Raw genomic sequence first — 20,193 nt, 5'->3', positions numbered from 1 at the left:
AATCGTTTAACATTATCGACTCAGATAGTGATCAAATTAATATAGTTAACAGATAAATACTCAGAAAAGAGTAGATAGAAATTAAAATTAAAAAAATGGTGCTTTTCAGCACCATTTGTATTTAGACATTTAACGCATTAACACGTTCTCTCAATGCTTTACCCGGTTTGAAGTGAGGAACATATTTCCCGCCCAGTTCAACCTTGTCCCCTGTTTTAGGGTTACGGCCAACGCGTGGGGCACGATAATGTAGTGAAAAACTACCAAAACCTCTAACTTCAATTCTTTCGCCAGAAGCGAGTGAATTAGTCATCAGCGTTAGCGTTTCTTTCACGCTATCTTCAACTTCTTTAACCGACAATTGAAAGTGTTTGCTGGTTAGTCTTTCGATCAAATCAGACTTAGTCATAACTTACCTCGTATTATGTGAATACAAATTAAAAAGACTCCAGTTAATGCTTTAAATGTGGCTGCGACCAGCCACATTTAATTATTTGCCTTTAGCAGCGTTAAACGCGTCAAGCATTGCATTACCCATGCTTGCTTCGTCTTGTTGCTTCAAGCTATCGATAGCATCTTTCTCATCTGCTTCATCTTTAGCTTTGATAGACAGGCTAATTACGCGGTTTTTACGATCAACACCAACGTATTTAGCTTCAACAGGCTCACCAGCTTTTAGTACTGTAGATGCATCTTCGATACGATCACGTGAAATATCAGCAACACGGATGTAACCTTCAACGCCTTCAGTAAGAGTAACAGTTGCACCCTTAGCATCAACTTCAGAAATAGTACCATTAACAATAGTACCTTTCTTGAATTCTGCTAGGTAGTTGTTGAATGGGTCAGCAGCAATTTGCTTGATACCTAGAGAGATACGTTCGCGCTCTGGGTCAACTTGTAATACAACAGCTTCGATTTCGTCGCCTTTTTTGTAATCAAGTACTGCTTTTTCGCCTTCAACTTCCCAGCTAATGTCAGAAAGGTGAACTAGACCGTCGATGTTGCCATCAAGACCGATGAAGATACCGAAGTCAGTGATAGATTTAATCTTACCAGAAACTTTTTGACCTTTATCGTGTGTTGAAGAGAACTCTTCCCACGGGTTAGCTTTACACTGTTTAAGACCTAGAGAGATACGACGACGTTCTTCATCGATATCTAGAACCATAACTTCAGCCATATCACCTAAGTTAACAACTTTAGATGGGTGGATGTTTTTATTAGTCCAATCCATTTCAGAAACGTGAACAAGACCTTCTACGCCTTCTTCAATTTCTACGAAACAACCGTAATCAGTTAAGTTAGTTACTTTACCAGTTAGACGAGTTGATTCAGGGTAACGCTTAGCGATTGCAACCCATGGATCTTCACCTAATTGCTTAAGACCTAGAGATACACGAGTGCGCTCACGGTCAAACTTAAGGATTTTAACGTTGATTTCTTCGCCAACAGTTACGATTTCACTTGGGTGTTTAACACGTTTCCAAGCCATATCTGTGATATGTAGTAGGCCGTCTACGCCGCCTAAGTCTACGAACGCGCCGTAGTCAGTTAGGTTTTTAACGATACCTTTAACTTCTTGACCTTCTTGAAGATTTTCAAGAAGCTCATCACGTTCAACACTGTTTTCAGTTTCGATAACAGCACGACGAGATACAACAACATTGTTGCGTTTTTGGTCTAGCTTGATCACTTTGAATTCAATATCTTTGTTTTCAAGGTGAGCAGTGTCACGTACCGGACGTACGTCAACTAATGAGCCAGGTAGGAAAGCACGGATACCGTTTAATTCAACAGTGAAACCACCTTTAACTTTACCGTTGATAACACCGATAACAGTTTCTTGGTCTTCGTACGCTTTTTCTAACTGGATCCAAGCTTCGTGACGTTTAGCTTTTTCGCGAGAAAGTTTAGTTTCACCGAAACCATCTTCTACAGCGTCTAGAGCTACATCACAAACATCGCCAACTTCAACTTCAATTTCGCCAGCAGCGTTCTTGAATTCTTCAACTGGGATAGCAGCTTCAGATTTAAGACCAGCGTCAACGAATACTAAGTTGTTGCTAATACGTACGATTGTACCTTTAACAATTGTACCTGGGCGAGTTTCTACTTGTTGAAGAGATTCTTCAAATAGTTCAGCAAAAGATTCCATCATCTATTTATTCACACTTATTTTATACAACCACATACAATCCATTCGTACGGGAGGCAAGAAAGATTACCACTTCATCCTTGAAGCAGCTTTATTCACAACTGATTATTCAGTTGAAATTTTTAATTTAAGTTCAGTTAAAGTCAGGATTTGTTCGACCACTTCATTAATGGTTAATTCAGTAGAATCGATAACAAATGCATCATCTGCAGGCTGTAATGGAGCAATTGCTCGATTACGGTCTCGATAATCACGTTCTTTAATCTCGCTTAAAATTTGCGCGATGCTAACATTAAAGCCCTTATCTTGCAACTGATTAAAACGGCGCTGGGCGCGCTCTTCGGCGCTCGCATCTAGGAAAATTTTAACTTTAGCCTCAGGAAACACAACGGTTCCCATATCTCTGCCATCGGCAATTAAACCCGGTTTTTGCAAGAATGCTTTTTGTCTTGCCAGTAATGCAGATCGTACCAGCTCAATCGAAGCGACTTCAGATGCTGCGGTGCCAACGACTTCAGTACGCAATTTATCACCGATATTCTTCCCCGCTAATAAGGTATCAACGCCAGTGCCGTTAGAGACAAAAGAGACGTCAAGCGTTAAGGCTAAATCAGCTAACTTTTTTGAGTCATTTAACAGTATATTTTTTTGTAATGCAGCGTAAGCCAGAATACGATAAAGCGCACCACTATCTAACAGATGCCATTGTAACTTTTTAGCTAAGATATGGCATACCGTACCTTTGCCTGAACCACTTGGGCCATCGATAGTTATTAAATTTGAAACTGACATGGTCACTCCGAATCTGAGATTAAATATTTTATTGTTGTATTATAAGGTTAATGTCTTAATCAATTTCATCTAAGAAATCACTAAGGTTTTCGTCGGTTTTTTTCTGAGACTCTTGTTGTTTTAACAAAATAAACTCATCAGTGCCTTGCCCATTAGCATTAAACTTAAATGCTTCAAATTGCATGTAAGCTTCTTTAACAAAAGTATAAGGGTCTAATGATTGCTCAAGTAATATTTCTTGTCCTAATAAACCTTCACGAACATCTAAACCATTAAGTCCCATGACAACACCTGTTTGCCACAGTTCAAAATAACTGTAAGGAAAATATAAACTATCAACAACACTACCGACTAAAATACGCGTACTACGAGGCCCTATAAAAGGCACCATTAAATAAGGTCCATGTGGAACAGACCAACGACCTAATACGTTACTAAAACTTTCCCTACGTCTCTCTACACCACCATACTTTGCAACATCAAACAAACCTAACAAACCAAAGGTTGAATTAAATGTAAAACGGAAGAAAGCATCTGTTGCTCGCCCGAACTCTAGTTGTAATAGGTTATTCACAATAGTGGAAGGTTCGTCTAGATTTAACACCATGTTATTAATAGCAACTCGCCCTGCTTTAGGCACCCAATCAACATAGGTTTCTGTGACGGGTTTATAGATATAACCATCTAATACATAATAGTTAAAGTCCCAAACTAAACGATTCACAGGTTCTATTGGGTCGCTCATATAAGTTGAATCATTACCCTGAATAGTTTGGGCAGAAACACTCAAGCTAGCAAACAGTAAAAAAATAGAGAATAAATGTCGTGTAAGCATATCAAGTATCCAAATAGTGTTTTTAATAATTAATTGTCAATATTGTTTAATGTCATTATTAATTTATTTTTAACTAATATTAAAACTATAAACAAAGCTAACGTAGAATAATAAAAGTTTAAGCCAACAGTACCTATTTAACAGAAATGCTGTTGGCTATTTATTAACGAGATTTGTTAATTATCCATTAACAAATCTAAATAGAATTTAAGATTGCTGATCAATTTCAATATTAATAGCGCTCTTTTCTCCGGCGTTAATAACGGTACTTGTACCAATCCATTGGCTAGCGTTTTTATTTACTGAGCCATCTGCAGAGATACGCGCTTTAATGATAAATTGAGAATGATCACTTAATTTAATGCCTTTAACCATCTCATTGGCATCTGATAAAATCACCTTAACGGGAAATGTGCTAATAGGTAATTTAATGGCTGCAATCGGCATGGAAGACCCACTGACAGGTTGTGCATAGACAAACAAAGTACTGTTTTGTGTATAATTGACCTGATCAGATAAAGTAATATTCACTTCGTACGCTGGCCCTACAATAGCAGGTTTATCAGTGTTTTGATCAGGCGAACTTTGTTCAACCATTGCTGTTTTTGTTTCAGGTTGTTTTTGCAGTGCTAATTGTTCTTGAGCATAAGCAATACTGTTTTTTAACATGCTTGCTTTTTCACTATTTTGACCAACTAATGCTAACATTTTTTGCCAACGTTCAATTGCCCCTAAAAAGTTCTCTTGTTGCAATGCCATAAAACCATACATTGACCAACCTTCATAATTATCAGGGTACCTCTGTAAAAAACGATTTAACATCAATTCAGCTGTTGCTTGCGAGTGTTCATCACCGATTTTCATTTTTAGTTCGATATATTCGAGTTCAATTTCAGCATTATTAGGAGCTGCTTCAATCGCTTTTTGAATTGCACCTAACGCTAACTCTTTATCTTTAAATACTCGTCCTAACCGACTGTATAAAACCCAGCCTTGAGCATCACCAGGTTCACTTGCTAAATGAGTACGTAAACCTAACATCAAATCTTCCAATTCTTTTTCATTAGGCGTGGCATCATTGTCTTCAAATAATTTTTTATGGATTTCAGGATAACGTTGCAATGTTCCCTGCCAGTCATTTACTTCTTTAAATGCACCTACTGACCAATATAAAGCAATGGTTGCTAGTATTAAAAAGATAACACCAGGTATCCAAATTCGTGGTGAATTATTTTGCTTAGTTTCTGTACTTGAATTCTTATCATCAACATCGTCAATGTCATCAAGTAAGTTATATTGAAGCTCCGCAATCATGGTTTCTTTATCAAGCACCACACCTTGTTGAATATCATCCTCAACTTCTTTAACTCGAATATCATAAAGCTCGTGATTAAGCTGATTACGGCGTTCTTGAGTCGTATTTTTATTCGCTTTATCACGAATAAAATGAATGGCTACCACGACACTGAAAATAACCAACAATAACAAAGCGGCAATAACAAACTGTAAAATCATGATTTTGTATCCTTAACATGCTGCTTTAATAGTTTCTGTAATTTTTCCTGCTCTTGCGCATCTAACTGAGAGCCTTTAGCTGGTTGTTTTTTAATTTGTCTCAATAATACTAATAAGCCAAACACAATAAACAATAAAGGACCTAGCCATAAAAAAATGGTTAGAGGCGTTACAGGGGGATCATAACGAACAAAATTACCAAAGCGCGCAACCATGTAATCAATAACTTGTTCTTTGGTTTGTCCCTGAGTCACTAACTCGTAGGTTTTATTACGCAAGTCTTTTGCTAATTCGGCATTAGAGTCAGCGATATTATTGTTTTGACATTTAGGGCAACGTAATAGCTTGGTCAACTCATGAAAGGTCTGCTCTTGCTGAGCATTATCAAATTCGAAGGTCTCTATTGCTGCTTGGCTGTTATGGCTAAATAACATTAGGCTGGTAGCAATCATTAGCGCGATTAATAGATTGCTTTTATTAAAGGTTATCATTCCATCCCCTCATAAATCGCAAGTAATTTGTTATTCCAAACTTTGTCATTCAAATCACCTACATGACGATATTGAATAATACCTTTACTATCAATTAAAAACGTCTCGGGAGCACCGTAAACGCCTAGATCCATACCTAACATACCATTTTGATCAAATAAGCTGATTTGATAAGGGTCATTCAGATCATTTAGCCAACGAATGGCTTTTTTACGATCATCTTTATAATTCATACCAACAATATACAAACCTTGTTTAGCCAATTTATTAAGATACGTGTGCTCTGCATAACAAGTAGGGCACCATGTAGCCCAGACGTTCAACAACATTTTTTGACCTTTAAAAATACTTGCGTCATATTGTTTATTTTCGTCGTAAATATCTTGCAAAGTAAAAGCTGGAACCGCTTGCCCCACTAATGCAGAATCCAATTTACTTGGGTCACTGCCTTTTAATAGTGGTGTTGCCAGTAACACAGCACCAATGATAAAAATAATAAAAGGGACTAACAGTGTTAATACTCGACGTTTGTTAAGCATTCTACGCTCCTTCTTTTTCAGTCGTAGGTGCACTTTCATTACCATTTTCTTTTTTACTACGGTAACGCCTATCACAAATCATCAATAAACCACCAAAGGCCATAATTAATGGACCTAACCAAATCCAACGAATAAAGGGTTTATAATAAATTCGTACCGCCCATGCGCCATCAGGTAATTGTTCACCCATTGCAATATATAAATCACGAGTGATACCGGCATCAATCGCCGCTTCTGTCATTGGCATACGCTGTACTGTATAAATTCGTTTTTCAGCATGCATTACAGCAATTTGTTTTTGATCTTGCTTAACCGTAAAGATACCTACTGATCCCGTATAGTTTGGACCATTAAGCGGTTTAACTTGACCGAAATGGAAGTCGTAGTGCTCGAAGGTAATATGGTCTCCTACCGCTAACTTAATATCTTTTTCGATAGAAAAGTTTTGTGTCATGGTGATCCCAATGATCATTACCGCTAAACCAAGGTGACCGAAGCTCATTGCCCAATGACTATTACCTAATTTCATCACACCCTTACTAAATGCATGGCGATGCGTTGAACGTAAATAAATTTCGTAAGCAACTGCTACGATGATCCAAAAACCTAAGAAGGTGCCTAATACCGCTAACCAAGTAAGGAATGGTGCAAATATAAATAAGAAAAGTACCGTCGATAACACACTTAAAATCAAAATAAGTGTTAAAGGTTTTTTCAAATCATTTAATTGCTGACGCTTCCAACGGAACAATGAACCGACACCTAGAAATAATGCAAATGGCACAATTAAAATGGTAAACATACGATTAAAAAATGGTTCGCCAATTGAGATACTGCCTAAACCAATTTCTTTATGTACCAGTGGTAACAAAGTCCCTAGTAAAACCACAATCAAAGCAGCGATTAACAAGATATTATTAATCAGCAACATGCTTTCTCGCGACGCTAATTCATAACGACCACGGCTTTTTACTTTTGATGCTTGAATAGCATAAAGCAATAATGAGCCGCCAATCACTAAGACTAAAAATCCTAAAATAAACAAACCACGCGTAGGGTCACTAGCAAAAGCATGTACTGAAACCAATACACCTGAACGAACTAAGAAAGTGCCTAATAAACTTAAAGAAAAAGCACTAAGCGCTAGTAATACAGTCCAAGATTTAAAGACGCCACGCTTTTCACTCACCGCTAATGAATGAATTAAAGCCGTTCCTGCTAACCAAGGCATAAATGAAGCATTTTCAACGGGATCCCAGAACCACCATCCACCCCAACCTAATTCGTAATAAGCCCACCAACTACCAAGAGCAATACCAACGGTTAAGAACATCCATGCTGCCATTGTCCAAGGACGGGACCATTTAGCCCAAGCACTATCTAAACGACCTTCAAGCAATGCTGCAATAGCAAATGCAAATGCAACAGAAAAACCTACGTATCCCATGTAAAGCATAGGAGGATGAATAACCAAGCCAAAATCTTGCAATAACGGATTTAAGTCACGACCATCGATAGGGAAATACGGCAAGGTACGTTCGAAAGGATTAGATGTTAAAATAACAAATAGATAAAATCCAAAAGATAATAAACCTAATACAGCAAGCACTCGAGCCACTGATTCAATCGGCAAACGCTTACTCATTAAGGCAACGGCAATACTCCACCCTGCTAAAAGGAAAACCCACAGTAATAATGATCCTTCATGTGCTCCCCATACGGCAGACAATCGAAAATACCATGGCATCGCAGAGTTTGAGTTGGTCGCAATATAACCAACCGTGAAATCATTAATTAGAAAGGAATAAGCTAAAATTGCAAAAGAAGAAGCAACCGCTATAAACTGTAAAATCGTAAGAATTCTAGCACTACGAATAGCACCTTGGTGACCAGTTTGTACTCCATATAATGGATAAACCATTTGTAAAAATGACAGAATACACGCCAAAATCAACGTAAATTGACCAATTTCAGGAAGCATTAATCTAACCCTTTTTTATGAATTAAGTGGTATTAGCTTTATTTTGCTAATTCACTTTCTGTTTTTAAATGTTCCATACCTTTCAGTGCATCAGCAACTTCTGGTGGCATATATTCTTCATCGTGTTTAGCAAGCACTTCAAATGCATCAATGGAGTTTTCTGATTTTAAAACACCTTGCGCCACGATCCCCTGACCTTCACGAAATAAATCTGGCAAAATACCATCAAAGTAGACCGTGACTTGCCCTGCTTTATTGTCTATTAAATCAAAACTTACTTTAAGACTTTCAGGATCACGTTGAACAGAACCATTTAATACCATGCCACCGACACGTAAACGTTGACCGATTTCAGGTTTGATACCCGTTTCATTTTTACCATTGAGGATTTCATTTGGCGTGTAAAATAAATCAATATTTTGCTGTAAAGCATATAGCGTTAAACCAATTGCTAATGACAATCCTGCAATTAATGAAGAAGTGATTAATAAACGTTTTTTACGTCTTGGATTCATAAAATATCTTCTCTATTTTCAGCTGCTTTAATACGTTGTTCACGCTGTATACGTTGTTCAACTTGATGGAATATTTTTTTACGTTTAACGATGCTATTAGTGATGAGTAAAATCACACTCAGAAATGACACACCATAAGCTAACCAAACATAAAAACTATAACCGCCCATGGCGATAAAATCTGACAGTGATGTAAATGCCATATTAACCTCTCTTATTCGTTTTCAAGGATTGCTTCACTAATGCAATCACCCATGGACGATGACTTTCCCGTTGTAGTATTTCATTACGAAAACGATATAAAATCATAAAACCTAAGAAACTCGCAAAACTCACAATCATAATCAACAAAGGAATAAGCATTTCCATCGCCATTGAAGGTTGATCAAACTTAGTGATCGTTGCACCTTGATGTAAGGTATTCCACCATACAACCGAAAAGTGAATAATAGGTAAATTAATCACGCCAACTAACGTCAAAATAGAAGCTGCACGACCTGCTAATATTTTATCCGAAAAAGCATTATATAAAGCGATAATCCCTAAATAAACAAATAATAAAATCAATTCAGAGGTTAGCCGAGCATCCCAAACCCACCAAGCTCCCCACATTGGTTTTCCCCATGCAGCACCGGTAAATAAAGCAATAAAAGTATAAACAGCACCAATCGGTGCAGTCGCTGCTACCGTCATTTCAGCTAAACGAATTTGCCAAACTAAACCAATAAAAGCAGCTACAGCCATTGTTGAGTATGCTCCCATTGCCATCATTGCAGCAGGGACATGTATGTAGATAATACGAAAACTATCACCTTGCTGGTAATCAGCAGGTGCGAAAGCGAGGCCCCATACAATACCGACAAGGAATGTTGGTATTGCAATGACTAAAAACCAAGGCATTAATTTCCCAGATAACGCATAGCTTTTCTCTGCCTTTGCATAGGGGTGTAACCATTTCCACATAATTGTATCTCTATTTATATCTTTATTTTCAATAAGTAAGAATAGCTTAAACGAATTAACTGACACTAACTCGTAATGAAGCAGCAATTGCAAAAGGCGCTAACGTAATCGCGCCGACTAACATAGCGCCTAATAACGCCAATAAACCAAGGTAAGGTTGCCCAAATGAAGCTGCATCAATCGCCATGGTTGAAAAAATCAAAATCGGAATACTTAGAGGGAGCATAATTAAACTTAATAAGACACCGCCCTTACGTAAACCAATTGTCAGTGCGACGCCAATAGCACCTAACAAGCTTAATATTGGGGTGCCAATTAAAAGGGTTAAAAATAATGCCCAAAACGTATTTTCTTCAAGTGATAAAAAAACAGCTAATAAAGGAGACACTAATAAAATAGGTAAGCCTGTTAGTAACCAATGAGTGAACACTTTGGCACACACTAACCAGGTTAAAGAATGAGGAGCAAGCATCATTTGTTCTAACGAGCCATCAATATAATCATCTTTAAATAAACGCTCAAAAGATAACAATGCCGCTAGCAATGCTGCTACCCAAATAATGCCCGGGGCAATACGCGCTAATAAAGCAGGGTCAGTTCCTATCCCTAAAGGAAATAAAGTCACCACGATAACAAAAAACCAAATCGGATTTAAAATATCACTTTGTTGACGAAATGCGCCTAATAAATCTTTACGTACAATTTGCCCAAAAGCATCAAACATATTGTTCTCCAACAGCAGGCTTTTGTAGTACAAGTTTTTTATAGAGTTCAATAGGAAGTGATAAATCTTGATGAGTGGTTAAAATTATCATTCCACCATTTTGAGCATGTTTAATTAATAAATTCTCGATGACTTTGACACCGTGTTTATCGATAGCAGTAAAAGGCTCATCCAAAATCCATAAAGGACAATCACTAAACCACATTCTTGCTAATGCAACTCGTCTCTGTTGACCTGCAGAAAGTTGTGCCGTTGGTATATTTTCATAGCCAACAAGCCCAACTAAGGTAAGGATATCTAACAGATCTAATTCAACACTAGGATTATATAATTGATGAAAAAATTGTAGATTTTCAAGTGCTGTCAGCTCTGGTTTTACACCTGATTTGTGGCCAAGGTAAAGCATATTTTGATAATAAGATTCACGATCTGACATTATATTTTGTTGTTGCCAATGAATATCGCCAGAATAAGGGGAAGACAAACCAACAAGTAAGCGAAATAAACTGGTTTTTCCGATGCCATTAGGACCTTCGACATGCAAAATTTCACCAGGGGAAAGTACAAAGTTTAGATTATTGAACAAAACTCGCTCTTCACGCACACAAGTTAAGTTTTTGCACTCAAGCATTCAGACTTACCTTTACTAATAAATAACACACAACAAAGTAGAATCGTCATATTATGCCATTTAATGTCATAAAATGTGAGCGGATCCTAACATAGAAAAAGCTTATGAGTAACTATCAGAAAGAGACAACAGGTGAAAATAAAATACAAAAGTCAAAATACTTTGTTTAAGCTCAAGTTCTGTTGTCTTATTTATCTGTAAATAATGGGTATTATTTACGATGTAAATTCAGTAAAAGCTCTGCTTCAGCACGAGGTAACTCACACTCAGACATAAGCTCTTCAATACTTGCACCTAATTCGACCATTTTTGTCGCACGTGTATAAAGTCTATTTTCAGGCGCAGAAGCCACTAAATTAACTTGGTTTTCTTGCGTTTTTTTCACTTCAGTATCCAATTGCTGTAACTTTTTACTTAAGCCTACAGCACCAGAGTGAACTTCTGTGAATTGTTTTTTCGTTGTTTCTTGCTGTACCAATAATGATTTAATTAATACTTCAAGACTGTGATTTTTTTTATTCACTCTCTTTAAGAAAATAAGCGTAGTGATAAAAAAACCAATGGTTAACACTAAGGCTAACCAAGCAATATATTCTGTAAACATGTTCAACTCGATACTAATAATGAGAGTAAATTATAGTAGATTTAGTTCGTCCCATTCATCGTCACTTAATAATTTGTTTAAATCTACTAAAATTAACAAGCCATCATCACGATTACACACACCTTGGATAAATTGCGAACTTTCTTCTGTACCAACATGTGGTGCAGGCTCGATTTCTGATTTTTTCAAATAAACTACTTCAGCAACACTGTCGACTAAAATGCCAATGACTTGTTTTTCAGACTCAATGATCACAATGCGACTGCTATCTGTTATATCAGCTGGCATTAAACCAAAACGAGTGCGTGTATCTATCACTGTAACAACGTTACCACGTAAATTGATAATGCCTAATACATAGTCCGGTGCACCTGGCACAGCAGCAATTTCACTATATCGCAAAATTTCTTGAACTTGCATTACGTTAATACCGTAAGTTTCATTGTCTAATAAAAAAGTAACGCGTTGTAATATTTCATCATTAGACGCTTTTTTTGAAGAATTAGTTTCTCTATTCATTTTATCCCTACTTAAATTATTGGTTATTTTAAATTCAGCCTAATTAGCCGCGAATATCCATTCCTTGATCTAATAGCTTCACGAGTTCTTTTGCATGGATCAAAGCACACATCTTTTGCTTAACCATACCCGCTAGCCATGGGCGAGATCCTTTCTTATCACGCCACCTAATTTGATCTTTGTTGAGGTTTTCAGTACCTAACAACTTTTCACAAGACAATCCCCAAGCAGTATCACCTAGTAAAATAAAATGAGTATAATTAAGATCGGTAGCATTACGACCAAGTTGCAACCATGATGAAGTATCTACAATATTATATAACCGCTCATTGTGGCTCATTACACCACGAAACCATGCCGGTTTACCCATTAAAAAATTAAGTGAATCTGTTAAATGATAAATCCCCCCCAAATCAGTTAATGGTATGGCAAAGGTAATATGGTTGAGTTCAAAGAACAATACTTGAAACTGATCTGCTACAACCAAATTTTCCCATTCATCATCTTTTTCAACTGACTCTATTTCAGGCTCTTTTTGAATATTAATTGTCGGGCTAGAAAATACTAACTGTTCATTTAATTCACTAGGCTCTGCAAATTCAGGTGACTCTTCATTCGATTTATCATCATTACGCAGCATTGAGTCAAAATAGTTTTTCATTGCGTCGTTGTTATTATTTTTCATTTAATTGTGCTCAGTTTGTAGCAAATAATTTAACAATGTTTCATAAGCAAAGGAACCTCTAGAACTCTTAATATAAAGAGAGATAGGTAAATGAGCCAAGCTTGCATCCCTAAATTTAGTATCGATAGGAATAACGCCATTCCAAACTTTACCTTTATAAGTATTTTTTAACTCTTCTAAAGTATTAATTGAAGCTCTTGTCCTTTTATCAAACATAGTAGGGATAATGCAATAATTAAAATCATCACCTCTAGAATGCTGCATAATGCCAAGCGTTTGCACCATTCTTTGTAAGCCTTTAGAAGCTAAGAACTCTGTTTGTACTGGAATTAAAATTCGTTCGCAAGCTGCTAATGCATTAACCATCATTACACCTAGTACCGGTGGACAGTCAATAAGTACAAAATCATAATCGTCTTTTACTAATTTTAGCTGCTTATGTAAAAAAAGCCCCATGCCTTCTTGATTTCCTAATACTCTATCTAATGTTGCTAAAGACATAGAAGCGGGGATCAATGATAAATTAGCAATTTCCGTAGGTAGTATAACTTGATCTAATTCCGCTTTAGTTGTTGCAGGATCTTGAAACAAATCGTATAAACTAACAGGCAACTGGTCTGAATCGTACTGTAAGTAACTGGTTAAAGAGGCATGAGGATCTGTATCAATCAATAAAACACGAAAACCTCGATCGACTAAAAGACCCGCCATTGAAATTACAGTTGTGGTTTTTCCAACACCACCCTTCTGATTTGAAATAGTCCAAATTTTCACCGTCACTCCTGCCTTGTTGTAATGATGATTCGCCCATCTGGGTGATATATTTCGCGTATTTCATCACTATCAGGTTTTGGCGTACGCGGTACGTCCGTTGTTTCTTTTTTTATTGGTTTTATGCTACTTGAATTCTCATTAGATTGTTGAGCTTTGAACACTGCAAATTTAGAGATAGCAATAACAACTCGTCGGCTTTTTAATTTATCTTCTTTGCCATTACTATTTAGTATAGGTTGAAACTTTCCATAACCTTCTATAACCATTCGCTCGCCAGTAATGCCAAGTTTATTAAAAGCATGTAATACGCTAATAGCCCGTAATGCAGAGAGCTCCCAATTTGACTTGTATATTTCATTAGCAACCGTATCTACATCAGTATAACCGCGTAACCGGAGCATATTGTTGACTGGTTTTAAAACTGCAGCGATTTGCTCTATTTGATGCTTGGCGCCATTTAATAAAGTATGGCTCTCACCAGCAAATAATAAAGGTCCACTCATTTTAATCGTCAACCAATCACCATCTAAATCAACACTAAAAGCGCCTGTTTCTAATTCGGGCTGCAATGCAGATTGTAAAGATAATTGTATCTCTTCTAATGACTTTCCGGTGTAGCTTTGATCTGGGTCTGATAACTTTTCACTTTCTAATTCACTAACATACCCCAAGTTATGGCTCTCTCCATCACTTATTAATGCAGGCCCTGTCTCGTCTTTAATATCATTGCTACGTTTAGTTAATATACCTTTTGCATCTGAACCACTATTATTGGCTCGTACAAAATGGCTAGCGCTTTGAATGACTTCAATCACTTCTTGGTATTTTTCTTCATTATTTAGTGACACAGCATAAAGCACCACAAACAACGCAAACATCAAGGTCATATAATCAGCATAAGACACAGTCCAACGATGAACATGGTTATTATGTGGCTTATGAGCATGACGACGATTATAAATTGGCATTAAAAAGCAGCTCTAGATAAATACCCATTCAGACGTCGCTCTAATAATAAACTGTTTTCTCCATGTGCAATGGCAATAATCCCTACCATCGACATCTCTTCAAACAACGCTTGATGTTGATAATTTAAACGAATTTTGTTGGCGATAGGTAAAAAAATAAAATTAGCAAAAGCAACACCGTATATTGTTGCCACAAAGGCAATAGCAATACCTTGCCCTAATAACTCTGGTTGATCTAAAAATGCCATCGCTTGTATTAAACCTAATACGGCACCAATAATCCCGATCGTCGGGCTATAACCTCCCATCGCATCAAAAACTTGTGCACCGCGTTCATTTTGATCTATTTCTAATTCAATTTCCTGCTGTAAAATTTCTTGTAAAGTAACTGGATCGCATCCATCTACCAGCATAGATAATGACTTTTCGGTAAAACTATCTAAATTTTCTATATTTTCTTTTTCTAAGCTTAATAAACCATCTTGACGAGAGATAACAGACCATCGTTTAATCAATGATATTTGTTCTTCTAATTGATACCGAGGTTTAGCAAATAAATTGGCTAATTGCTTACATGCATGGCCAAGCTGTTTACTTGAAGACTGAATTAAAATTGCGCCAACAGTGCCACCAAAAACAATTAAAAAGGCAGAAAAATCTAATAAGCCGCTAAGAGGTGCATTATGATAAAGCTGCGCAGAAATAATGCTTACAGCAATAATAATAAAGCCGATCAGCCCAATTTTACTCATGCTTTAATTCCACCAAGATGCGTTTAGCAACTTGATCAAGAGCGATTGATTCGGTCGCAATTCCAGCTTTGGTGACTGCTTGCGGCATACCATAAACGACACAACTTGCTTCATCTTGAGCCCAAATTTCAGAGCCTTTACTTTTTAGTAAACGAGCACCATCACGGCCATCAGCCCCCATTCCTGTTAATATAATAGCCAAGACTTTATTGGTATAAGATTTAGCAAGTGATGCAAAAGTAATATCAACGCTTGGTTTATAGTTCAAGGCTTCATTACCTTCATGTATTTTTATTTGGCCATTAGCAGCAATTAACATTTGTTTACCACCAGGCGCTAAATAAGCACAACCAGGTTTTAATATATCGCCTGTTTCTGCTTCTTTAACAGTGATCTTACAATTGCTGTTTAGACGTTCAGAAAAAGCTTTAGTGAAGGTACCAGGCATATGCTGCACTAATACGATAGGTAATTTAAAGTTTTGAGGTAATGCAGTTAATATTTTTTGTAATGCAACGGGGCCACCTGTTGAAGTCCCAATTGCCAGTACATTATAAGACTTTCCAGAGGCTTTATTACGATGATTCGTAGATTTAACCGCCACTTCATGACCGTCATTTTTTGGCGGTAATCTCGATAAAGTAGGCTTTATTGTTGTTGCAACATTAGCGACAGGTTTAGCTAATCCAGATTTTTTTTCTGGTACTCTCTGTACGCGTCGTCTAGCGATCATTTGAATACGTTGTTGTAATAAAGTGATAGCTTCTTGTTTGTCACGAGCAATATCTTCAAACTTCTTAGGTAAAAAGTCACATGCTCCAGCATCTAACGCATCTAACGTTGCGCTGGCACCTTGATGAGTTAATGATGAAAACATTAAAATAGGTGTTGGCAGGAGATCCATTATCTTTTGAACCGCCGTAATGCCATCCATTACTGGCATTTCAACATCCATCGTAATCACATCAGGTTTATGTTTGACCACCATATCAATGGCTTCTTTACCATTATTTGCTGTAGCAATTACCTCTAAGTAAGGTGATGCATTGATTATTTCACTAACTCGACGACGAAAAAAATTCGAATCATCAACCACTAAGACTTTAATCGTCATCTACTTTCCTTTATGCGTAATGTTTTAATAAGCTTGGTAAATCTAAAATTAAAGCAATGCCACCATCACTTGTGATAGTCGCACCTGCCATTCCAGGTGTACCAGAAAGTAATTTATCTAATGCTTTAATAACAACTTCTTCTTGGCCAAGTAAACCATCAACAACAAAGCCGACTTGTTGCATACCAAGCTGAACAATAACAACGTGCCCTTTACCCTTACCTTTATCAGATAAAGGCGATTTAGGTGCTAGCCACTCCCGTAGATAAAATAATGGGATAGCATGGTCACGAATAACCACCGTTAATTGTCCATTAACAATATTGGTTTTAGCTAAGTCAAAATGGAATATCTCATTAACATTGGTTAGTGGTAATGCAAATGTTTGCTTAGCAACAACTATCATTAAAGTCGGTAAAATAGCTAACGTTAACGGTACTTTAATTTCTAATCGAGTTCCTTTACCAATCGCAGAATCGATTGAGATGGTACCATTTAGCTTAGTAATACTAGTTTTAACAACATCCATACCAACGCCACGACCAGATATATCAGAAATTTCAACTTTAGTTGAGAAACCAGGAGCGAAAATTAATGAGTAGGCTTCAGTATCAGTCATGCGATCTGCACCATCTTGATCTAAGATGCCTTTATTGATCGCTATCTGTTTTAATTTTTCTGCATCCATACCTGCGCCATCATCTTCAATGACTAACAAAATATGGTCTCCCTCTTGAGCTGCAGATAATAAAACACGCCCTTGTGTTTCTTTCCCAGCTTGCATTCGAATATCAGGCATTTCAATACCATGATCTACCGAATTACGGACTAAATGCACTAATGGGTCAGCTAAGGCCTCCACTAGGTTTTTATCTAAATCTGTTTCTTCACCGACCAATTCTAAACGAATATCTTTACCAAGCTGACGAGCTAAATCCCTGACTACACGAGGAAACTTACCAAAAACTTTCTTAATAGGCTGCATGCGAGTTTTCATAACAGAGCCTTGCAAGTCGCTTGTTACAATCGCTAAATTAGCAACTGCACGAGAAATTTCTTCATTTTCTGAAGTTGACTCTAAACTGACTAAACGATTACGTACTAAAACTAACTCTCCGACCATGTTCATAATTTCATCAAGCGTACTCGTGTCAACTCTGACACTTTGCTCCGCTTGATTTACTTTATTAGGTGTCGTTTTTGCTGGTGCAGTCGTAGCAGCCTTTTGTACTGGATTCGCATGTTGTTTAACAGGCTCAGCTTGAGACGACGCAGTTTTTGTAGGTTGATTACTTTTCACTTCTGCAGTACTAACTGAGGAAACTGAATTCGGTACTTTGTCTGTAGCAGCTTTTGCACTAACTTTTCCGACGCCGTGTAATTCATCTAGTAATGATTCAAATTCGTCATCTGTAATATCATCTGAAGGTTTTTTATCTTCAGAAAGGTCATTCTTATGCATGCCTTTACCATGAAGATCATCCAACAAACTTTCAAATTCGTCATCAGTTATTTCATCACTAGCAACTTCATTGCTAGCAGCCGTTGCGCCCACAGGAGATAAAGAATGCTTTCCAGCACCATGTAAGTCATCTAATAGCGATTCAAATTCATCTTCACTAATTTCATCACTAGCGATTGCATTATCTGCAACTGTCTCTTTTTCCATTACTGGCACAGAATGTTTTCCTGCACCATGTAAATCATCTAATAACGATTCAAATTCATCTTCAGTGATTTCATCACTTTCTGTTTCCGTAGAAGCGTTTTCAGTAGCTGAAAGTTTGGCAGGAGAATCTGAATTTGCATGTAGCTCATCTAATAACGCATCAAACTCAAATGCATCTATATCATCAATAGTTTTAGCTTGTGGTTCAACAACAGGCTCTGGAGGTTGTTCAATGATAGGTTCAGGAAGTTGCTCGGTAACAGGTTCATCTATAACCGCAGGTTTACTCAACCTATGTAATGCATCTAAAATATGATCAGGTGCTTTTACACCTTGCTCACCATTTTGAACTGCTGAAAATTGTTCATTAATAATATCTAATGTTGCTAAAATGGTATCCATAAGTTCAGAGTCAACGAGACGAGCCCCTTGACGCAATCCATCAAATACATTTTCTGCACCATGACACGTTTCAACAAGTTCATTTAGGGATAAAAAACCTCCACCGCCTTTAACGGTATGAAAGCCTCTAAAAATTGCATTTAGTAATTCGGAATCATTAGGATTATTCTCTAACTCTACAAGTTGTTCGGATAATAATTCTAAAATTTCTCCCGCTTCGACTAAGAAGTCCTGCAAGATTTCATCATCTATTTCAAATGTCATTCCAGGTTCCCTTTAAAATCCTAAGCTCGAAAGCAAATCATCCACTTCATCTTGTCCATTAACGACATCTAAACGGGACTCTGCGTCTATAATCGGTCCTTCTGCAACAGTACTTTGTGGTTCTTTTTTCTCTTTTTGCAGCCCAACAGAAGCATCTAATTCGGTTTGTTTACTACACACAGTCAGTATCACAACTAGTTTAGATTCAATCTCTTGCACTAAAGAAATAACTCTATTAATAATTTGCCCAGTTAAATCTTGAAACTCTTGAGCCATGAGTATTTCAGTTAATTTGTCGCGTAACTGCACCGAACTGCCTTTTGAGTAAGTTAAAAACTCATCAATGGAATGGCACAATACTTTAAATTCACCAACGTCTAAATTACGCGTCATCAAGCTTTCCCAGCTTGGCATTACGTTATCTAAATCATGGATTAATTTATCGGCAATAGGCAGGCAATGGTCAACAGCATCCATTGTTGTGTTAGCAGCTTTGTCTGTCATTTCAATAACATAATTTAAGCGATTTTTAGCATCGGGTAAATCATGACCAGCGAGATCCATCAAACGTGTATCATTATTAAAGCTTAATAAAGCCTCATGCAATTCACGTGTTAATTCACCGACTTGGCCAAAGAGAAGATGTTCCTTTGATACAGAAAAATCAACGCTCTCTACAATCTTATTAGCTTCATTAATTTGCTCGGCTTCTAAATGAGCCACTAGCGCTTTAGCTTGAGAAAGTGAGAGGTGTGGCATAACTTGATCAGCCATACTGTACTCCTTAAATTAAGCTAAACGCTCAAATATTTTGTCTAATTTTTCTTTCAATGTACCGGCGGTAAAAGGCTTAATAATATAACCGTTAACTCCAGCTTGAGCAGCTTCAATGATCTGCTCTCGTTTTGCTTCAGCTGTTACCATTAATACTGGCAAATGCTTTAATTTAGGATCTTTTCGTATCTCTTTTAATAGATCAATCCCTTCCATTATCGGCATATTCCAGTCAGTGACCACAAATTCGAAGTCGCCATTTTTTAATAGTGGCAAAGCAGTATGGCCATCATCAGCTTCAAATGTATTAGTGAAGCCTAAATCCCTTAATAAGTTCTTAATTATTCTTCTCATTGTTGAGAAATCATCAACAATTAATATTTTCATATTTTTATTCAAAACATTCCCTTAAGGCAAAAAAGTCGGCCTATTTTATATCTCTGTTATATATAGGTAAAAACTGCAAAAAAGACATTATTCTTTTACGTTATTTTATAGATTATTAGCAATATTGTGAGTCACCA

General features: G+C 37.0%; 23 protein-coding genes. All 23 read right to left on the bottom strand.

What is annotated here, in order from left to right; all coding sequences use genetic code 11:
- Positions 1-121: 121 nt before the first annotated feature.
- On the bottom strand, positions 122-409 hold the full coding sequence (gene ihfB, locus GQR59_RS01855; protein WP_025564957.1) for an integration host factor subunit beta: 288 nt from the start codon (positions 407-409) through the stop codon (positions 122-124).
- An 81-nt stretch (positions 410-490) separates the two neighbouring features.
- A complete protein-coding gene (rpsA, locus tag GQR59_RS01850; protein WP_025564958.1) occupies positions 491-2,161 on the bottom strand; it encodes a 30S ribosomal protein S1 in 1,671 nt (556 codons plus the stop codon).
- A 102-nt stretch (positions 2,162-2,263) separates the two neighbouring features.
- On the bottom strand, positions 2,264-2,950 hold the full coding sequence (gene cmk / locus GQR59_RS01845) for a (d)CMP kinase (RefSeq protein ID WP_160060456.1): 687 nt from the start codon (positions 2,948-2,950) through the stop codon (positions 2,264-2,266).
- Between the two features lie 55 nt (positions 2,951-3,005).
- Positions 3,006-3,785 (bottom strand): MlaA family lipoprotein, encoded by a 780-nt coding sequence (locus tag GQR59_RS01840; RefSeq protein ID WP_160060455.1) that lies wholly within the window; start codon positions 3,783-3,785, stop codon positions 3,006-3,008.
- Positions 3,786-3,992: 207 nt separating this feature from the next.
- Positions 3,993-5,300: a c-type cytochrome biogenesis protein CcmI gene (gene ccmI / locus GQR59_RS01835; protein ID WP_160060454.1), complete on the bottom strand. Its 1,308-nt coding sequence runs from the start codon at positions 5,298-5,300 to the stop codon at positions 3,993-3,995.
- A complete protein-coding gene (locus tag GQR59_RS01830; RefSeq protein WP_160060453.1) occupies positions 5,297-5,791 on the bottom strand; it encodes a cytochrome c-type biogenesis protein in 495 nt (164 codons plus the stop codon). The genes ccmI and GQR59_RS01830 overlap by 4 nt, the downstream gene beginning before the upstream one ends.
- Positions 5,788-6,330 carry a DsbE family thiol:disulfide interchange protein gene (locus GQR59_RS01825; protein WP_160060452.1) on the bottom strand — a complete coding sequence of 181 codons (543 nt, stop codon included), beginning with the start codon at positions 6,328-6,330 and terminating at the stop codon, positions 5,788-5,790. Before GQR59_RS01825 ends, GQR59_RS01830 begins: the two co-directional genes overlap by 4 nt.
- 1 nt (position 6,331) lies before the next feature.
- Positions 6,332-8,311: a heme lyase CcmF/NrfE family subunit gene (locus GQR59_RS01820; protein ID WP_160060451.1), complete on the bottom strand. Its 1,980-nt coding sequence runs from the start codon at positions 8,309-8,311 to the stop codon at positions 6,332-6,334.
- A gap of 38 nt (positions 8,312-8,349) precedes the next feature.
- Positions 8,350-8,826, bottom strand: a complete 477-nt coding sequence (gene ccmE, locus GQR59_RS01815; RefSeq protein WP_160060450.1) for a cytochrome c maturation protein CcmE — start codon at positions 8,824-8,826, stop codon at positions 8,350-8,352.
- Complete coding sequence (gene ccmD, locus GQR59_RS01810) at positions 8,823-9,029, bottom strand: heme exporter protein CcmD (protein ID WP_160060449.1); 207 nt, start codon at positions 9,027-9,029, stop codon at positions 8,823-8,825. The genes ccmE and ccmD overlap by 4 nt, the downstream gene beginning before the upstream one ends.
- A 1-nt stretch (position 9,030) precedes the next feature.
- On the bottom strand, positions 9,031-9,789 hold the full coding sequence (locus tag GQR59_RS01805; RefSeq protein ID WP_160060448.1) for a heme ABC transporter permease: 759 nt from the start codon (positions 9,787-9,789) through the stop codon (positions 9,031-9,033).
- Between the two features lie 55 nt (positions 9,790-9,844).
- Positions 9,845-10,513, bottom strand: coding sequence for a heme exporter protein CcmB (gene ccmB / locus GQR59_RS01800; RefSeq protein WP_160060447.1), 669 nt, complete (start codon positions 10,511-10,513; stop codon positions 9,845-9,847).
- Positions 10,506-11,144, bottom strand: coding sequence for a cytochrome c biogenesis heme-transporting ATPase CcmA (gene ccmA, locus GQR59_RS01795; protein WP_160060446.1), 639 nt, complete (start codon positions 11,142-11,144; stop codon positions 10,506-10,508). The genes ccmB and ccmA overlap by 8 nt, the downstream gene beginning before the upstream one ends.
- Positions 11,145-11,355: 211 nt before the next feature.
- Complete coding sequence (locus tag GQR59_RS01790) at positions 11,356-11,748, bottom strand: DUF2802 domain-containing protein (protein WP_160060445.1); 393 nt, start codon at positions 11,746-11,748, stop codon at positions 11,356-11,358.
- 30 nt (positions 11,749-11,778) lie between these two features.
- Positions 11,779-12,267, bottom strand: coding sequence for a chemotaxis protein CheW (locus tag GQR59_RS01785; protein WP_160060444.1), 489 nt, complete (start codon positions 12,265-12,267; stop codon positions 11,779-11,781).
- A gap of 43 nt (positions 12,268-12,310) precedes the next feature.
- Positions 12,311-12,952: a chemotaxis protein CheW gene (locus GQR59_RS01780; RefSeq protein WP_160060443.1), complete on the bottom strand. Its 642-nt coding sequence runs from the start codon at positions 12,950-12,952 to the stop codon at positions 12,311-12,313.
- The gene (locus GQR59_RS01775) at positions 12,953-13,726 is read right to left on the bottom strand and encodes a ParA family protein (protein ID WP_160060442.1); all 774 of its coding nucleotides are present in this window, start codon (positions 13,724-13,726) and stop codon (positions 12,953-12,955) included. It lies immediately after the preceding gene.
- Positions 13,727-13,728: 2 nt separating this feature from the next.
- Entirely contained in the window at positions 13,729-14,694 is a 966-nt protein-coding gene (locus tag GQR59_RS01770) for a flagellar motor protein MotB (protein WP_160060441.1), read from the bottom strand.
- Positions 14,694-15,446, bottom strand: coding sequence for a flagellar motor protein (locus GQR59_RS01765; protein WP_160060440.1), 753 nt, complete (start codon positions 15,444-15,446; stop codon positions 14,694-14,696). Before GQR59_RS01765 ends, GQR59_RS01770 begins: the two co-directional genes overlap by 1 nt.
- Positions 15,439-16,560, bottom strand: coding sequence for a protein-glutamate methylesterase/protein-glutamine glutaminase (locus tag GQR59_RS01760; protein WP_160060439.1), 1,122 nt, complete (start codon positions 16,558-16,560; stop codon positions 15,439-15,441). Before GQR59_RS01760 ends, GQR59_RS01765 begins: the two co-directional genes overlap by 8 nt.
- A 10-nt stretch (positions 16,561-16,570) precedes the next feature.
- The gene (locus tag GQR59_RS01755; RefSeq protein WP_160060438.1) at positions 16,571-18,895 is read right to left on the bottom strand and encodes a chemotaxis protein CheA; all 2,325 of its coding nucleotides are present in this window, start codon (positions 18,893-18,895) and stop codon (positions 16,571-16,573) included.
- Positions 18,896-18,907: 12 nt separating this feature from the next.
- Positions 18,908-19,669 carry a protein phosphatase CheZ gene (locus tag GQR59_RS01750; protein ID WP_160060437.1) on the bottom strand — a complete coding sequence of 254 codons (762 nt, stop codon included), beginning with the start codon at positions 19,667-19,669 and terminating at the stop codon, positions 18,908-18,910.
- A 15-nt stretch (positions 19,670-19,684) separates the two neighbouring features.
- Entirely contained in the window at positions 19,685-20,068 is a 384-nt protein-coding gene (gene cheY, locus GQR59_RS01745; protein WP_160060436.1) for a chemotaxis response regulator CheY, read from the bottom strand.
- Positions 20,069-20,193: the final 125 nt, after the last annotated feature.

The organism is Psychromonas sp. L1A2 (assembly GCF_009828855.1).
In the GTDB taxonomy this organism is placed as follows: Bacteria; Pseudomonadota; Gammaproteobacteria; order Enterobacterales; family Psychromonadaceae; genus Psychromonas.
Note: the sequence above shows the minus strand (reverse complement) of the source record. Positions and strands in the feature narration are given on the sequence as shown.

Excerpts from the sequence above, each read along its gene's own strand:
- ihfB (WP_025564957.1), bottom strand. The coding sequence starts at position 409 with ATGACTAAGTCTGATTTGATCGAAAGACTAACCAGCAAACACTTTCAA.
- rpsA (WP_025564958.1), bottom strand. The coding sequence starts at position 2,161 with ATGATGGAATCTTTTGCTGAACTATTTGAAGAATCTCTTCAACAAGTA.
- cmk (WP_160060456.1), bottom strand. The coding sequence starts at position 2,950 with ATGTCAGTTTCAAATTTAATAACTATCGATGGCCCAAGTGGTTCAGGC.
- GQR59_RS01840 (WP_160060455.1), bottom strand. The coding sequence starts at position 3,785 with ATGCTTACACGACATTTATTCTCTATTTTTTTACTGTTTGCTAGCTTG.
- ccmI (WP_160060454.1), bottom strand. The coding sequence starts at position 5,300 with ATGATTTTACAGTTTGTTATTGCCGCTTTGTTATTGTTGGTTATTTTC.
- GQR59_RS01830 (WP_160060453.1), bottom strand. The coding sequence starts at position 5,791 with ATGATAACCTTTAATAAAAGCAATCTATTAATCGCGCTAATGATTGCT.
- GQR59_RS01825 (WP_160060452.1), bottom strand. The coding sequence starts at position 6,330 with ATGCTTAACAAACGTCGAGTATTAACACTGTTAGTCCCTTTTATTATT.
- GQR59_RS01820 (WP_160060451.1), bottom strand. The coding sequence starts at position 8,311 with ATGCTTCCTGAAATTGGTCAATTTACGTTGATTTTGGCGTGTATTCTG.
- ccmE (WP_160060450.1), bottom strand. The coding sequence starts at position 8,826 with ATGAATCCAAGACGTAAAAAACGTTTATTAATCACTTCTTCATTAATT.
- ccmD (WP_160060449.1), bottom strand. The coding sequence starts at position 9,029 with ATGGCATTTACATCACTGTCAGATTTTATCGCCATGGGCGGTTATAGT.
- GQR59_RS01805 (WP_160060448.1), bottom strand. The coding sequence starts at position 9,789 with ATGTGGAAATGGTTACACCCCTATGCAAAGGCAGAGAAAAGCTATGCG.
- ccmB (WP_160060447.1), bottom strand. The coding sequence starts at position 10,513 with ATGTTTGATGCTTTTGGGCAAATTGTACGTAAAGATTTATTAGGCGCA.
- ccmA (WP_160060446.1), bottom strand. The coding sequence starts at position 11,144 with ATGCTTGAGTGCAAAAACTTAACTTGTGTGCGTGAAGAGCGAGTTTTG.
- GQR59_RS01790 (WP_160060445.1), bottom strand. The coding sequence starts at position 11,748 with ATGTTTACAGAATATATTGCTTGGTTAGCCTTAGTGTTAACCATTGGT.
- GQR59_RS01785 (WP_160060444.1), bottom strand. The coding sequence starts at position 12,267 with ATGAATAGAGAAACTAATTCTTCAAAAAAAGCGTCTAATGATGAAATA.
- GQR59_RS01780 (WP_160060443.1), bottom strand. The coding sequence starts at position 12,952 with ATGAAAAATAATAACAACGACGCAATGAAAAACTATTTTGACTCAATG.
- GQR59_RS01770 (WP_160060441.1), bottom strand. The coding sequence starts at position 14,694 with ATGCCAATTTATAATCGTCGTCATGCTCATAAGCCACATAATAACCAT.
- GQR59_RS01765 (WP_160060440.1), bottom strand. The coding sequence starts at position 15,446 with ATGAGTAAAATTGGGCTGATCGGCTTTATTATTATTGCTGTAAGCATT.
- GQR59_RS01760 (WP_160060439.1), bottom strand. The coding sequence starts at position 16,560 with ATGACGATTAAAGTCTTAGTGGTTGATGATTCGAATTTTTTTCGTCGT.
- GQR59_RS01755 (WP_160060438.1), bottom strand. The coding sequence starts at position 18,895 with ATGACATTTGAAATAGATGATGAAATCTTGCAGGACTTCTTAGTCGAA.
- GQR59_RS01750 (WP_160060437.1), bottom strand. The coding sequence starts at position 19,669 with ATGGCTGATCAAGTTATGCCACACCTCTCACTTTCTCAAGCTAAAGCG.